This window comes from Paenibacillus jamilae (assembly GCF_050482105.1).
Classification (GTDB): Bacteria; Bacillota; Bacilli; order Paenibacillales; family Paenibacillaceae; genus Paenibacillus; species Paenibacillus jamilae_B.
Genome location: NZ_JBCNHI010000020.1, coordinates 412,847 through 426,385 on the forward strand (window position 1 = coordinate 412,847; position 13,539 = coordinate 426,385).

The 13,539-nt window shown below is 45.0% G+C and carries 14 protein-coding genes; 8 read left to right on the plus strand and 6 right to left on the minus strand.

The window, feature by feature from the left end; all coding sequences use genetic code 11:
• Positions 1-207: 207 nt before the first annotated feature.
• From ABEW32_RS20835 to ABEW32_RS20860, 6 genes are all read left to right on the plus strand, one after another.
• Positions 208-648 carry an OsmC family protein gene (locus tag ABEW32_RS20835; protein ID WP_430191375.1) on the plus strand — a complete coding sequence of 147 codons (441 nt, stop codon included), beginning with the start codon at positions 208-210 and terminating at the stop codon, positions 646-648.
• 56 nt (positions 649-704) lie between these two features.
• A complete protein-coding gene (gene lpdA, locus ABEW32_RS20840) occupies positions 705-2,393 on the plus strand; it encodes a dihydrolipoyl dehydrogenase (RefSeq protein WP_430191377.1) in 1,689 nt (562 codons plus the stop codon).
• A complete protein-coding gene (lplA, locus tag ABEW32_RS20845; RefSeq protein ID WP_430191379.1) occupies positions 2,390-3,370 on the plus strand; it encodes a lipoate--protein ligase in 981 nt (326 codons plus the stop codon). Before lpdA ends, lplA begins: the two co-directional genes overlap by 4 nt.
• Positions 3,371-3,383: 13 nt before the next feature.
• Positions 3,384-3,821, plus strand: coding sequence for a MarR family winged helix-turn-helix transcriptional regulator (locus ABEW32_RS20850; RefSeq protein ID WP_430192010.1), 438 nt, complete (start codon positions 3,384-3,386; stop codon positions 3,819-3,821).
• Positions 3,822-4,062: 241 nt separating this feature from the next.
• Positions 4,063-4,575 carry a peptide-methionine (S)-S-oxide reductase MsrA gene (gene msrA, locus ABEW32_RS20855; protein WP_430191381.1) on the plus strand — a complete coding sequence of 171 codons (513 nt, stop codon included), beginning with the start codon at positions 4,063-4,065 and terminating at the stop codon, positions 4,573-4,575.
• Between the two features lie 125 nt (positions 4,576-4,700).
• Positions 4,701-5,636 (plus strand): divergent polysaccharide deacetylase family protein, encoded by a 936-nt coding sequence (locus ABEW32_RS20860; RefSeq protein ID WP_430191383.1) that lies wholly within the window; start codon positions 4,701-4,703, stop codon positions 5,634-5,636.
• Here the strand turns inward: ABEW32_RS20860 and ABEW32_RS20865 are convergent.
• Entirely contained in the window at positions 5,611-6,372 is a 762-nt protein-coding gene (locus ABEW32_RS20865; RefSeq protein WP_430191385.1) for an N-acetylmuramoyl-L-alanine amidase, read from the minus strand. The genes ABEW32_RS20860 and ABEW32_RS20865 overlap by 26 nt on opposite strands.
• A 284-nt stretch (positions 6,373-6,656) precedes the next feature.
• Here ABEW32_RS20865 and ABEW32_RS20870 point away from each other — a divergent pair, with 284 nt between their 5' ends.
• Positions 6,657-6,848 (plus strand): YqzE family protein, encoded by a 192-nt coding sequence (locus ABEW32_RS20870; RefSeq protein WP_430191387.1) that lies wholly within the window; start codon positions 6,657-6,659, stop codon positions 6,846-6,848.
• Between the two features lie 110 nt (positions 6,849-6,958).
• Here ABEW32_RS20870 and ABEW32_RS20875 read toward each other — a convergent pair whose 3' ends face one another.
• From ABEW32_RS20875 to ABEW32_RS20895, 5 genes are all read right to left on the minus strand, one after another.
• The gene (locus tag ABEW32_RS20875; RefSeq protein ID WP_430191388.1) at positions 6,959-8,014 is read right to left on the minus strand and encodes a hypothetical protein; all 1,056 of its coding nucleotides are present in this window, start codon (positions 8,012-8,014) and stop codon (positions 6,959-6,961) included.
• A gap of 52 nt (positions 8,015-8,066) precedes the next feature.
• Positions 8,067-8,234, minus strand: coding sequence for a hypothetical protein (locus ABEW32_RS20880; RefSeq protein ID WP_430191389.1), 168 nt, complete (start codon positions 8,232-8,234; stop codon positions 8,067-8,069).
• 37 nt (positions 8,235-8,271) lie between these two features.
• Positions 8,272-9,222 (minus strand): YqhG family protein, encoded by a 951-nt coding sequence (locus ABEW32_RS20885; protein ID WP_430191391.1) that lies wholly within the window; start codon positions 9,220-9,222, stop codon positions 8,272-8,274.
• 1 nt (position 9,223) lies between these two features.
• Positions 9,224-11,116 carry a DEAD/DEAH box helicase gene (locus ABEW32_RS20890; RefSeq protein ID WP_430191393.1) on the minus strand — a complete coding sequence of 631 codons (1,893 nt, stop codon included), beginning with the start codon at positions 11,114-11,116 and terminating at the stop codon, positions 9,224-9,226.
• Positions 11,117-11,251: 135 nt separating this feature from the next.
• A complete protein-coding gene (locus ABEW32_RS20895) occupies positions 11,252-12,091 on the minus strand; it encodes a helix-turn-helix transcriptional regulator (RefSeq protein WP_430191395.1) in 840 nt (279 codons plus the stop codon).
• Positions 12,092-12,253: 162 nt separating this feature from the next.
• Between ABEW32_RS20895 and fabF the strand changes: the two genes are divergently transcribed.
• Positions 12,254-13,492 carry a beta-ketoacyl-ACP synthase II gene (gene fabF, locus ABEW32_RS20900; RefSeq protein ID WP_430191397.1) on the plus strand — a complete coding sequence of 413 codons (1,239 nt, stop codon included), beginning with the start codon at positions 12,254-12,256 and terminating at the stop codon, positions 13,490-13,492.
• Positions 13,493-13,539 lie beyond the last annotated feature (47 nt).

A 13,539-nucleotide genomic window follows, 5' to 3' on the forward strand; every position in this document is an offset into this window, starting at 1 on the left:
TACCCACTATTATTGTGAAAATTAAACATTAGCGAGAGTAAGGCTTCTTCTGCCTTACTCTCGTTTTTTTTTGGTTGAATTCGTAACCGCAATTAAGAATATAGAGCACACAAAAACTGGATACAAAAAAGATTACTTAGCTAACTATTGATTTATAGAGGAAATAATGTTACTATTTTCACAAAGTTAAATTAGGAGGTAAAAATAATGCTAACTACATTCAAAGCAACTGCTAAAAAATTACCAGAGGGACTTCAAGTCGAAAGCAATTCCAGAGGTTTCAAAATAATCTTAGATGAGCCTGAAGATATGGGCGGAACCGATAAAGGAATGAATCCCGTTGAAACTTTGCTGTGTGCGCTGGGGGCATGTCAATCCATTGTTGCGAGCGCTTTTGCCGAAGCTAATGATTTTTCATTTGATGAATTTCACATTGAACTCGAAGGAGATTTGGACCCTGACGGTTTTATGGGCATTGCAGATGTAAGACCTGGTTTCCAGGAAATTCGATTTACGATGCACTTTAAGACCGAGGAGTCTCAGGAAAAAGCAGAAGCTTTTGCAGATTTTATTGAGAAGACTTGTCCGGTGGGAGATTGTCTTGCAAATGGTGTCAAAATGGTAAAAGCAGGCGTTGTACGACACTAATAACGAATTTCAGAATGGGCTGGCTGGCCCATTCTGATACATGAAGGAGAAAAACGATGGAAATTAAAATGTCAATGATTCCTGGAGGGAAAAAGGGAAAAGTCGGAAAAATTAATGCCAAACTTGGAGACCGAGTGTCTGAAGGAGATGTCTTGGTACAGGTTGAGACTGGAAAAGGCAATCGTCAAATTAAGGCAACAGAAGATGGCGTTGTTAGCCAAGTTTTCATCGAAGAGGGCATTGAAGTATCCTCCAACCAAGTGTTGTTTGAGCTGAATACTGCTTCACTAAACATGGATACATCAAGCGGCGAGCAGAAGGAAGCTGATGCAGAACAGCAACCGCATACAACTAGTACGGACTTGCTAATTATTGGGGCTGGTCCAGGAGGATACGTCGCTGCTATCTATGCCGCGAAAAAGGGACTGCGTGTGACATTGATTGAGAAGGAAGAATTGGGAGGAACCTGTTTAAATGTAGGTTGTATTCCTACAAAGGCGTTGGTCAAATCCTCAGAGGTATGTCATAGCGTACAGCACTCCTCCTTGTTTGGAATCGAATCTGGGACACCTCTTCAGATCAATATGAAACAGGTTATTCGCCGAAAGGACGAAGTAAAGGAAAGATTGGTCTCTGGTGTTGCCTTCTTAATGGAAAAGAACAACATTCAAGTGATACGTGGTAAAGCCTCATTCTTGTCTAAAGATGAAGTAAATGTGTTAGGTGAAATAAACTACCGCATTAAAGCTAAGGATATTATTATTGCCACAGGTTCCAAGATCTCCAAAGTTAATATTCCAGGGATTGATCTCCCGTTTGTAATGAACAGCACAGATGCCCTTTCATGTACTGAATTACCAAAAAGCATTACCATTATCGGTGGGGGCGTTATCGGAATGGAATTTGCCTTCATATATCGTAATTTTGGCGTTGAAGTGCATGTCGTGGAGTTTATGAATCGTTTGCTTACCATGCTCGATAATGACATTTCCGAAGAAATTAAGCAGGCAGCAGAACAGGCAGGAATCCATATTCATACAGGTGCTAAAGTATCCAAAATTCAACGAGCTGACGATGGGCAAGCAATTACAACTTACGAGTCCGATCATGGGGAACACCTTCTGGTCAGTGAAAAAGTGTTGGTTGCCATTGGACGCGAACCCAATATGGATGGTCTGGAGCTAGAAAAAGCAGGGGTTCAATTAAATGAGCGCGGCAAAGGTATTGCTGTTGATAAACTTATGCGCACGAACGTGGAACATATTTATGCTATTGGTGATGTTACTAATATTATTCAACTTGCCCACGTGGCATCGCATCAAGGCATTACTGCTATAGAGTCGATACTTGGAGAATGTTCCGGTATGCATTACACCGCTGTGCCAAATGTAATTTTTACTTCCCCAGAAATCTCTAGCGTAGGCTTGCTTGAAAGCGAATGTAAGGACAGAGGATTAGACTATCGTGTTAGCAAGGTGTCTTTCTCCAGTAATGGGAAGGCATTAACCATGAATGAATCTGATGGTTTTATTAAACTTATTAAAGATAATCAATCTGGAAAAATTGTGGGGGGATCGATTATAGGACCGGATGCCTCTTCCCTGATTAGTAGCCTTACTCTCGCAATTGCAAATGAATTAACTGAACAGCAAATTACGCAAACGATCTTTGCACATCCAACTACGGGTGAAGTACTTCACGAAGCTGCATTTGGTTTAAGCATCGGAGCTTTGCATCAGGCATGAGTCATATATATATTTCTGAGGAGACTGATCCATACTTTAATGTTGCCGCAGAATATCAGCTTTTTTCAGAAGCTGAAGAGGATGTGTCCCTGTTCCTGTGGCAGAATGAGCCAGCAGTTATCTTTGGACGTAATCAAAATGTTTATGCCGAGTGTGATGTGAGTTACCTTAAGCAAGCTGGAATCTTACCGGTAAGACGCTTCTCTGGCGGTGGTGCAGTGTATCAAGATTTGGGGAATTTGAATTTCACCTTTTTCGCGAAAGAGCATTGTGCAGATCCCGACACTTTTTTGTCCGTTATCAAGCAGGCCATGGATTTAATAGGAGTAGAATGTGCATTCAGCGGGAGAAATGATTTGCTTTGCCAAGGGAAAAAATTTTCGGGTCACGCTTATTTTGTAGATAACGGAAACTACCTCTATCATGGGACTATTATGGTGAATGTGGATATGGACAGGTTATCAGGAGCACTCAGTCCATCACTTCTCAAGCTGCAATCAAAAGGCATTGCTTCTGTACGGAGTAGAGTTATAAATTTGTCACAGGTTAATTCGCTGATTACAATTGATGCCGTGAAGGTGTCCATGATTAAAGCATTCCGAAATGTTTATGGAAAAAATCATCCAGTCATATTTGTAGATAGAAGTATTTTGCAACCAGAACATTGGGCAATGATTCAAGAAAAAGATTGGATTTTTGGTGAAGCTCCAAGATTTTCTATTCGTGAGGAAAGAAAGCTGTCTTTTGGCCTTGTATCATTGTCTGTTGATGCAGAAAATGGGCGAATACAACGCCTTAAAATCCATACAGATAGTTTGTACTCTCTTGATTTCACAACGTTTGAACGTGAGTGGGTAGGTGCATTTTTCGAAATTAATGAGTTGTTTCATCATATTGAAAAGTATGCCTCAGCATCTGTTCCATTTATTTGTTATAATCAACATATCAGAAGTGAGGGGAAGGACAACGAAAATTAGTTAGGATTGGTTGGTGCTCATATTGTTTAATTTGGACGACTGTCTCGCCTTTATTACGAATCAGAGTGCGAAGCTATTCGCAGAAGCGCTGGAGAACGAATTTCGGCCATATCATGTAACAAGAAGCCAGTGGATTGCAATGTATTATATTTATACGAACGAATCCATTACCCAGAGACAATTGGCTGACAAGATGGCTATTAAAGAACCTAGTGTTGTTAGATTGCTTCAGAAATTAGAATTGGACGGCCTTTTATGCCGGTCTGGGACTAATAATGACAAGCGGATAAAACAATTAGAGCTGAGTGCTAAAGGCGTACAGGTTTGTCGTGAATTAATTCCTATTGCTGAGAACTTTAAAAGCAACACGGTTCGCGGTATACCCGAAGAAGATCTTCAAACATTTAAGCGAGTTTTGGAGATTATGACGAGGAATACAACAAAAGAATAAACAGGAATCAGCTAAACCAGGTGCTGTCTTTTCAGTACATCTAGTTTGGCTTATTTCTATTGTAATAACATCAAACTTTACATATTTTCCGCATGTGTTACAAGTGCCCATACAGTACAAATCCGTGAGGGTACTTGAATTTCACTCAAATTCACAAGCAATTCTTTTATAAGTTCAATTTTTAAGATATGATAGAAAATAACGCATTTTAAGATGAAGCTATTGAAAGGTTGGATGGAAGATGGAAAAAGCAACTTTTGCAGGTGGGTGCTTCTGGTGTATGGTGACTCCGTTTGAGGAGCAGCCGGGCATTCATAGTATTGTCTCAGGCTATACTGGAGGGACGATTTCCGATCCGACCTACGAGCAGGTTAAAACAGGAACAACCGGGCACTTTGAGGTGGTGCAGATTACGTTTGATCCTGAGCTATTTTCTTATGAAAAGCTACTTGAATTGTATTGGCCGCAAACAGATCCTACCGACGGAGAAGGTCAATTTCAGGATCGAGGCCCACAATATAAACCTGCAATTTTTTATCATACGGAGCAGCAACGAGAGCTTGCACAACAATCCAAGGAGCAGTTGGCACAAAGTGGACGCTTTCATAAGCCAATAGTAACGGAAATCCTTCCGGCTTCGACTTTTTATCCAGCAGAGGATTATCATCAGGATTATCACAAAAAGAATGTGAAGCATTATAAGGAAGATCGAGCCCAATCCGGTCGTGATGAATTTATTGATAAAAACTGGTAATTGGCTTTAATATACGTTATTACACACTGTAAGGCAGATCAGGGAGTATACTCGGGTCTGCCTTATACATATTTAGACGATTTTACTCACACAATGAAGGGACAGAGAAGGAGGCTGACCCGCAAATGAGTACACGACGGAAGCTGCACATGAGAAATATCATTAAAAAGGTTTTAAAGGAATCACGTAGCCGGAAGGAACCATCTTATGCGCTTGTACACCATGGATGCTCTAGAATTCAAAAAACTGTAGTGCTTTGCATTTCAGTTTGTATGCTATTGCTGGTCTGTAGAACTGCTGTTGCCGAAGCCATTGGCCAGCAGAACGAGCAACAAAAGAAGGTTGCCGTCATTATTGACGATCTAGGAAACAATATGAAAGGGACCAAGGAGATTTTAAATTTACCTGTCAAAATCACTGTCGCTGTAATGCCCTTCCTGCCTACAACCAAGCAGGATGCTATGGAAGCGCACAAGCGCGGTCATGATGTTATTGTCCATCTGCCAATGGAGCCAAAACAGGGAAAGCCCGAATGGCTTGGACCTGGAGCGATCAAGGCCAATATGACGGATGAAGAAGTACGCACTAAGGTGACAGCAGCGATTAAGGATGTTCCTTATGCCATAGGAATGAATAACCATATGGGCTCCAAGGTCACCTCAGACAAGCGCATTATGTCTGTTGTTCTTGATGTGTGTAAGGAACACGGACTTTTTTTCGTCGATAGTCGAACTAATTATTGGTCAGTCGTACCTGAGCTTGCCGCCAAAAAAGGAATGCCACCAGTGAGAAATGATGTTTTTTTGGACGATGTGCATACCATTGCTCATGTAAATCAGCAACTTACCAAGGTGGTTGAATGGTTAGCTGAGCATGACACCTGTGTGACGATTGGACATGTCGGTGTGTCCGGCATGAATACCTCCTCAGGACTTCATTCATCGGTTCCTAAAGTAAAGGAACATGCTCAGTTTGTTGGCATTAGCGATTTGGCGCGTGATGTATGGGGATGGACAGGTGACCCAGTCACTAATATTACCATGCCGTCAGATGCGCAATAATACCTTCGGCAAGAGCTTCAGCAATGTTTTTTTGACCGCGATCTGCGGAAAGCATGGCTCTGTCCTGCTCGTTGCTGATAAATCCGGTCTCCACAATGACAGCGGGAGGCTGGATTTTATTCAGAAGATAAAAGGGTTTTCCGTACACTGTTTCTCTATTCATGCAAAATAAGCGATTGAGCGAGTGCTGAATATGCTCTGCCAGCAGGTAGCTGCTGCCTTCATCCTGATACAGCACAATGGGACCGCGTTTGTCAGCCCGTTTGGCCCAATTGACATGCAGGCTTACAACCAAAGCAGTGGGAAGTTGCTCCGTCAAGCTTTTACGTTGGGCAAGGTCCTTAAGATGCCGGGATTTGGACTGCAACCAACGGTTATCATCACTCAGTGCGTAGTCCTTGTCCCGATTCAGGACCGCAGGGTAGCCCTGCGAGCGTAAGATCAAGTACAGTTTTTGAGCTATGGCAAGATTGATATCTTTTTCCAAAAGTCCTTTGTGACTTGTTCCACCATCCACACCGCCATGACCTACATCAATCAGGACCACGGGCTTGGCAAAAGCGTGATAGGACGAATGTGTGTTGAACGGGCTATCTGTATGCCTTTTTGTTTCGGTGTATTTTTTATCAGGCTGAGTAGCTGCATAAGCAAACGGGGCAAATACAGAGCTACAAAGGATGCAAAGACTCAACCCTAGCCCGATCAGCCATATCCTGTTTAATTTCTTATTTAACACGTCCTATTCCTCCAATGAACGAATTGATTGTTTAGTGAAAACAGGTGCTAACAAACACAGTTTATAAGCAGCATAGCTGCCTTTAAACATAACAATTAGCCTTGAGGTAGCTGTTATGTTTAAAGATAGTATGTTCCATCTAAAGGAAACCATGCATAGTTATTTCCACAGGGGTTAAAGCCTAAGGAAAATGTACAAGCTAGTTCTATCTGAACATAACGTTTTATCCGATTTTTAAGCACGGTGATCGGAAATGTTAGGTACAGATGGAGGAGGTTATGAGGATGGCGAAGAGTGACGAACTGGTGACGTATATAACACAGCGAATTGTGCGTTATATGGAAACACCACGTGATGTTCGACGTAGCCAAAAACAAGCCAAGGAACCGTGGGTGAGCAAATGGTTTGGAATGTTGCCCCTCGCTCTGAAAATGTGGATAAAGTCCACGCGCAGAGAACGAAGAGAGCAACGTTAAACACGCCAAAGAGACCACAAGAGGCATGGGAGTATGCCATTTGAGGTCTCTTTTTATGTTGTTATAAAGATAATTTCAAATTACTTTTATTCATCTTAAAATAAGTAAGATTACAAATGGTAAAATTCACCGGCAGTCCACAACTGTTTTAGTGGCACAAATCGGGAAAGCCCATCGTGATAGGTCAACGCATATAAAATGGGTTCGGACGGATGCTCTGGAGATATCCAGGCTTGATACCCGCTAATGGATAAGGGTCCCCCAAAGGCAAAATTGATGCTTGTCGCAGAAAAGATCAAACGCGGTGAAATTTTTAGCGTGTCCATAAACTGGTCTGTATTATGGATGGAAAGTTTGTGCTTCGCTTGAAGCCAGCCCAGATCATCATAGGGATCGAAAGGATCAGATGATACAGTAACTGCTCGTGGCTGAGTTTTCAAAAAGGGTGTAGATGAAGAAATTGCGTTGTTATGAAGCTTGTATTTCCAACTCCCATCTGCTACTTCTACAGGTAGCGGATCGCCAGTAACGGCATCAATACAAATTGGACTACCTGTAGAGGAACGCACCAGCCAGTAGGCTAATAGAGGTTCCTCATACATGGGTGTGATTTGAAGCTTGTCGGTAGAAGAAAACTCGGTTTCCGTGAGAGACTTAAGAGATTGGCGAAGTACATCCATACTATAAGGTCCGCCTGGTCCATTCCCGTATTCGTTGAGTTGATAAGCACCGTTTGAGTCAGCTCCGATAATCAGGTAGCCGATATATTCTCCAGCATGGTTTACTTGAACAAGCCAGCTATGGGTTCCAGGTCCAAGCGGATGGTAGCTGAGCTCGGCATCTTTCCACGAAGCAAAAGGGGATTGCGACGATAGGGATTGTACCGTGTCGGTCGCTGTTTGTTTCACCTCGTCAGGCACCCCTTGCTGCTGAACAGGAAGCTTTGATGAAACATCACCCGGGGAAGCAGAAGGAACAGCAGGACTCTTGGATTCCGTTGGAGAAACCTGGAAGCTTTCGTTGTGATTGGGTGGTGAGCTTACATTGCTTTCTTGAACGGCTGAGGGGGCCGCATGAATGGAAGCGAACGGACAGACTGCGGACAGGCTGATCAGGACAGCTGCGATCATACCTACGCTATAGTGTCCGGAATGATTTTTCTTCAATGGAATCCACCTTTCTGTCGGATGGCTTGCCGACGGAGGCATTCTTTTTTAACTAGCATACAGCCTGTCCGATGAAAAGACTGCTACACCCTGTCGGCGTAAATGTCGTATCCGGGTTCGCTTTTTGCTGTCGATAATAGGGGACAGACTTGACCACGCTTGTGGTTCCAGCAGCGGAAACTGATGTAGGCTGAAGCAAGATGTTACAACTTGACGACATGTCTGCAACTCTCCCGCGAAGGAGCATGAGATATCAGTTAGCGCAGATGAAATATCCCGCAGTTAATGGCGGATACAAGTACCTTTGGCTCATATTGCCATACCATTTCTTTGCGGCGGGCTTGATACTGCTCTAATACGGGTTCTTTCTTATCCTCTTCCTCTTTCTGTTCCTTGATTAGATCATCATAGTAGTGATCAATAACCTCTAGTTCCTCGCGCAATCGTTCCTTTGCCTGCTCAGCCCAACCATAATCTTGCTGTTGAAGCTGCTTGGTGAGATAGCTTTCAAGTGAGGCGGAAGCCTCCGGGACAGATAGCCGCGCTGGCTGTACATGCATATTGCCTGCCAGCAGCGGGCTGAGCTGCCGGGTGCCCAGCATGGAGCCGAAATTGGCTACAATTGCGCCACTTTTGAGTGAAATACCTAGCCACTGAAGTTCCTCACGCTTCAAATCGCAAGCAAATTCAATTTTGTAGCAGACGCTGAGCCAAGCTTCATAGACTACAGGAGAACGGGCAGACAACTGACGGGCATCCGGCTGCTCGAACAAATAAACATATTTTCCTCCATCCCGAGCTGCTTCAAAAATTTGATGCAGCCGACGGCTTCCATATCGAAGCTCCTCCTGCATAATGCGGCCTGGCCCTAGTTGCGGCAACGTCGGTACATGACCAAAGTAACGGCCCATGACCTGATCTTGTGCTGCATTGCCAGCTGCAGGAGCGGGTGGCGTCTGATCCGCTAAACGTTCCTGTTCTGCTCGGTAGGCTTCCCCATCAAAGATGAATGTGAAGGACATCGTCTGCGCTGGAACGCCAGTACGCTCTACATATCCCCAATAGTAAGGGCGATTTGTTAAGGCTTTATCCGCCTCTGGAGATAGTTTGACAGTTACATGGTGGGGAGACCTCTCGATGATGCTGCACCCGGTAGCTTCCAGATAGGTGTGAACAAAACGCTGGACCTGCTGTGCATTCATGGTCAAGCTAGCGACCTCCTTTCACACTGCGCCGAACTTTGGTCGGAGGAACGGTATCACCTGTTAAGCCTAACAAATCCTCGTTGACACTTGAGCTTACGCTTGAGAGCCGTTCCTTAAGCTGTTTTGTTGAAGATGACTTATTGGTTGCTTCATTTGGAGTGACTGACGGGTCTGGGCGCATGTGTTCTATTTCTTGTTTGATGGAATCCAGCGAGTGGCCCAGCTTTTGCATTTTTTTGCGAATTTCCTCATCATTGCTGGACTCAAGCATGATTTTATATAAACTTTTTTCAATGGATTCTTTTTTTTCAAACTTCTCCAAAATAACATCCAATCCGCCGATGACCATCTCAAACATATTAATCTTTTCATGCAGCAGGTGCAGAATATGCTCCTCAATCGTTCCGGTAGTGGACAGGTTGAAGATATTCACATCATGCGTCTGTCCAAGGCGATGCACCCGTCCGATCCGCTGCTCCACACGCATGGGGTTCCATGGCAAATCGAAGTTAATCATATGGTGACAGAATTGCAGGTTAATGCCTTCGCCGCCTGCTTCCGTGGCAATCATGACCTGAATACGCCCACGGAACAGATCCATCATCCAATCTTTTCGCCCCCGGTTCATACCGCCTCGGTAAGGCACGGCAGATAGACCGCGATCGCGAAAGTAGTTCAACAAATACTCCTGTGTAGCTCGATATTCTGTAAAAATGATCACTTTTTCATTCATCTGCCGAATGAGCTCAAGCGCCTTTTCTGCTTTGGAATTGGCCTTGATTGCTTTAATGTGTGCGACCAAGTCCCAAACACGATCACGTAGGGGAGAGTCTGGAGCCATCTTTTTGGACAAATTGACCAGCGTGACGAACACAGCATCCCGGCTACTGCACACCTCCCGTTGAAGGGTAACGAGAGACAGCATGCTGCTTAAATTTCCGCCATTCGCCTGATATTGTTCTTTGACAAAAGAGGTCACCCCATCGTACAGTGCCTGCTCTTCTGGCGAGAGCTCCAAGTGGATGTTGGAGACATTTCGTTTAGTGAATTGAACCGGACCTTCTCCACGACGATTGCGGATCATGACTTTAGACAGCTCATCCTTGAGCTGATCTTCATTTTTGGGCAGACGCTTATCCACAACAAAGTTGGCTGAAAAATCGCCTTGTCTTCCCAATTGACCGGGCTTGAGTAACGTGATCAGATTAAACAGCTCAGATAGATCGTTTTGTACAGGTGTTGCTGTCAGGAGCAAACAATATTTTTTACGCAGCTTCATAATGAACTGGTAGTTGGACGTCTTTTTATTTTTCAGCTTATGAGCCTCGTCAATAATGAGCAGGTCATAATCGGTATCTAGCAGGATGTTGCTATGTGGCTCCCGTTTGGCTGTATCCATAGAAGCCACGACGACCTCGGAAGACCAAGAATATGCTTTTTTCTGAGCGACTGCGGGAATGCCAAATTTGCTATTCAGCTCACGCACCCATTGCAGGACCAGAGAAGCCGGTACAAGGATAAGCACTTTGGAAGCCAGCCCGCGAACCAGATATTCTTTAAGAATCATTCCAGCCTCAATCGTCTTGCCCAGACCAACTTCATCGGCAAGAATGGCGCGTCCGGACATCTCAAATAATACCTTTCGAGCGGTATCGAGTTGATGGGGTAATGGAGTGAGGTCTTGTAAATGCTGAAGACATTGAAGCTCATCAAAGCTCGGCACCAGTTTGGCCTGCTCCGCTTCGATGGCCAGCTGATACAGATCCCAATCCCCCCAAGGGCCTCCCTTGTGCAGGCGTTGGTCCAGCTCATCCTGCCAGCTGCGGTCAAATTGTACCGGAACAGGCAATGGTGCCTGGTTTTGTGTGTGCTGGGAACTTGTCGGTTTGGCTTTCATGATGATTCCCTCCCTCCTGGTAGTAGCACAGCTGAAGCTATCGGCTCTGTCACATATATGGCATCTATTTTGCACAGATCGTAGATGTAGTATGGACGGAAAAAGATATCTTCATAACAGGAGGGATGAAATCCTTTAGTTGCCTTCCATTAGCTTTTGGAGTTTACTTTCCGTAGAAGTTTGCGCATTGGGGGTGTAAATGCTGCAACGGAGATCGACAGTGCCTTGTACCTGAAGGGATGTCAGGTCAAACAACATTTTGCCTGCTTTGGCATGCCGAAATTCAATGAGCACCTCCGGGGCGGAGCTTACCTCACTCTGATTCCAAAGCTCGTTAAACTCTCCATAGGCCTGACTCATATTTTGGATAAACTGTGCATACCAAGGATCGGTTACGTATTGCCCATAATAAGCGCGAAAAATGGCAAGGAACCCCTTTACAAAGTGCTCCCAATTCACAGCCAGACTTTTAAACTCCTTTTTGGTAAATAGTAGTTCGATCATATTACGCTGCTCATGTGGTAGCTCGGCAAAGTCCATAAAAACATGAGCAGCGGCTTCGTTCCAGCCGACAATATGGCAACGGCGATCTGAAATAATAGCAGGACAGTAGTGCAACTCTTGCACGATCTTTTGCAGAGATGGAGAAATAATCGCCTGCTCTGCAGGAGCAGGAGGGTTATGTGAGCCTGCTTCCAGCGCTAAATCGTACAAATATTTACGCTCATCCGCGTTCAACTGCAAGGCAGCAGCAATAGCATCCAACACAGAGGCGGATACCTTAATATCCCGTCCCTGCTCTAGCCAGGTATACCAGGTTGTACTAACACCTGCCAGCTGAGCGACTTCTTCTCTGCGTAAACCTGGTGTTCTGCGACGTGACCCTGGAGGAAGACCAACCATATGCGGATGTAAACGGGCCCTTTTAGTTTTCAGAAAAATAGATAGTGCTTCCAAACGTGCTTCCGTTTTCATAGGTGTTTTCTCTCCATTCATGAGTGTATGTGAAGTGAGTAGTTCAGGCGTTTACTATAGTAGTGTTCATTATACCAGGATAAACAAACACTTGTAATAGGATAAGGCGAGGGTAAAATGAGGATTATAAGTAAGCCATCGAGCAGGAGGAATGAATAGCTTATGCAAAGAGTAGTGATAACAGGTATGGGTGTCGTTTCGCCATTAGGTAATGAAGTGGACACGCTGTGGAACAATTTGGTGGAGGGCCACTCAGGTATACGTAAAATTGATTCATTTGATGTGTCTGATTTAAAAGCACAAATTGCTGGATTGGTACAGGATTTTGATGCAGAAAAGCAGTGGGGGCGTAAGGATGCCAGACGAATGGATCGGTTTACTCAGTTTGCATTATATGCGGCTGAGCAAGCACTCAAGGATTCTGGTCTGGAACTGGATCACACGGATCTGGAGCGTGTAGGTGTATACGTAGGATCAGGAGTCGGCGGTTTGGATACATTGGTAGATAATGTGGACGTGCTGCTACAGCGTGGGCCGGGCAGAGTTAGCCCGACGCTGGTACCTATGATGATCTCAAATATGGCGGCTGCCCAAATTAGTATCGCGTTCGGAGCGATGGGTCCTACGCTTTCACCTGTGACGGCTTGCTCTATTGGGAACACTGCAATTGGAGAGGCATTTCGGACCATTCGTACAGGAGATGCGGATGTCATTTTTGCCGGTGGAGCTGAAGCTGCAGTGTCCCGATTGGCTTTGGCAAGCTTCGCGAATGCAACTGCCTTGTCAACACGCAACGAGGAGCCTTCGATAGCAAGCCGACCGTTTGACAAGGATCGTGACGGCTTTGTTATGAGCGAAGGAGCAGGCATTCTGGTACTGGAGTCGCTGGAGCACGCTACCCGGCGTGGGGCCGAAATCTATGGTGAGGTTATCGGTTATGGAGCGAGCTCAGATGCCTATCATATGGTTGCACCGCATCCCGAAGGAACCGGAGCTTATCTAGCCATGAAAGCGGCCCTTCATTCGGCCCGCATCTCCCCAGAAGAAGTGGATGTGATCAGTGCCCACGCAACGAGTACGGCTGTAGGGGATATCGCTGAGACACTGGCGATCCATAAACTGTTTGGTGAATATGCCTATCAAATTCCGGTTACTGCGAATAAGTCCATGCTAGGTCATATGCTAGGCGCCGCAGGTGGTGTCGAAGCGATAGCGCTTGTTCAAAGTCTACGGGAAGGTATCATTCCGCCAACGATGCATCTGGACAATCCAGACCCTGCTTGTGATCTGGATTATGTGCCTCACGAAGCGCGCAAGGCTTCACTGAATATTGGGTTATCTAATTCTTTCGGCTTTGGTGGTCATAACGCGGTCATTGTGCTGCAACGCTACGAGTCATAATATGTAATGAGTTATTGAAGCTTCAGACGCTTTATCCGGTTGGATCT

Bases quoted from the DNA above. Each gene is read 5' to 3' on its own strand.
- ABEW32_RS20835 (WP_430191375.1), top strand. From the start codon at position 208: ATGCTAACTACATTCAAAGCAACTGCTAAAAAATTACCAGAGGGACTT.
- lpdA (WP_430191377.1), top strand. From the start codon at position 705: ATGGAAATTAAAATGTCAATGATTCCTGGAGGGAAAAAGGGAAAAGTC.
- lplA (WP_430191379.1), top strand. From the start codon at position 2,390: ATGAGTCATATATATATTTCTGAGGAGACTGATCCATACTTTAATGTT.
- msrA (WP_430191381.1), top strand. From the start codon at position 4,063: ATGGAAAAAGCAACTTTTGCAGGTGGGTGCTTCTGGTGTATGGTGACT.
- ABEW32_RS20860 (WP_430191383.1), top strand. From the start codon at position 4,701: ATGAGTACACGACGGAAGCTGCACATGAGAAATATCATTAAAAAGGTT.
- ABEW32_RS20870 (WP_430191387.1), top strand. From the start codon at position 6,657: ATGGCGAAGAGTGACGAACTGGTGACGTATATAACACAGCGAATTGTG.
- ABEW32_RS20880 (WP_430191389.1), bottom strand. From the start codon at position 8,234: ATGTCGTCAAGTTGTAACATCTTGCTTCAGCCTACATCAGTTTCCGCT.
- ABEW32_RS20890 (WP_430191393.1), bottom strand. From the start codon at position 11,116: ATGAAAGCCAAACCGACAAGTTCCCAGCACACACAAAACCAGGCACCA.
- ABEW32_RS20895 (WP_430191395.1), bottom strand. From the start codon at position 12,091: ATGAAAACGGAAGCACGTTTGGAAGCACTATCTATTTTTCTGAAAACT.
- fabF (WP_430191397.1), top strand. From the start codon at position 12,254: ATGCAAAGAGTAGTGATAACAGGTATGGGTGTCGTTTCGCCATTAGGT.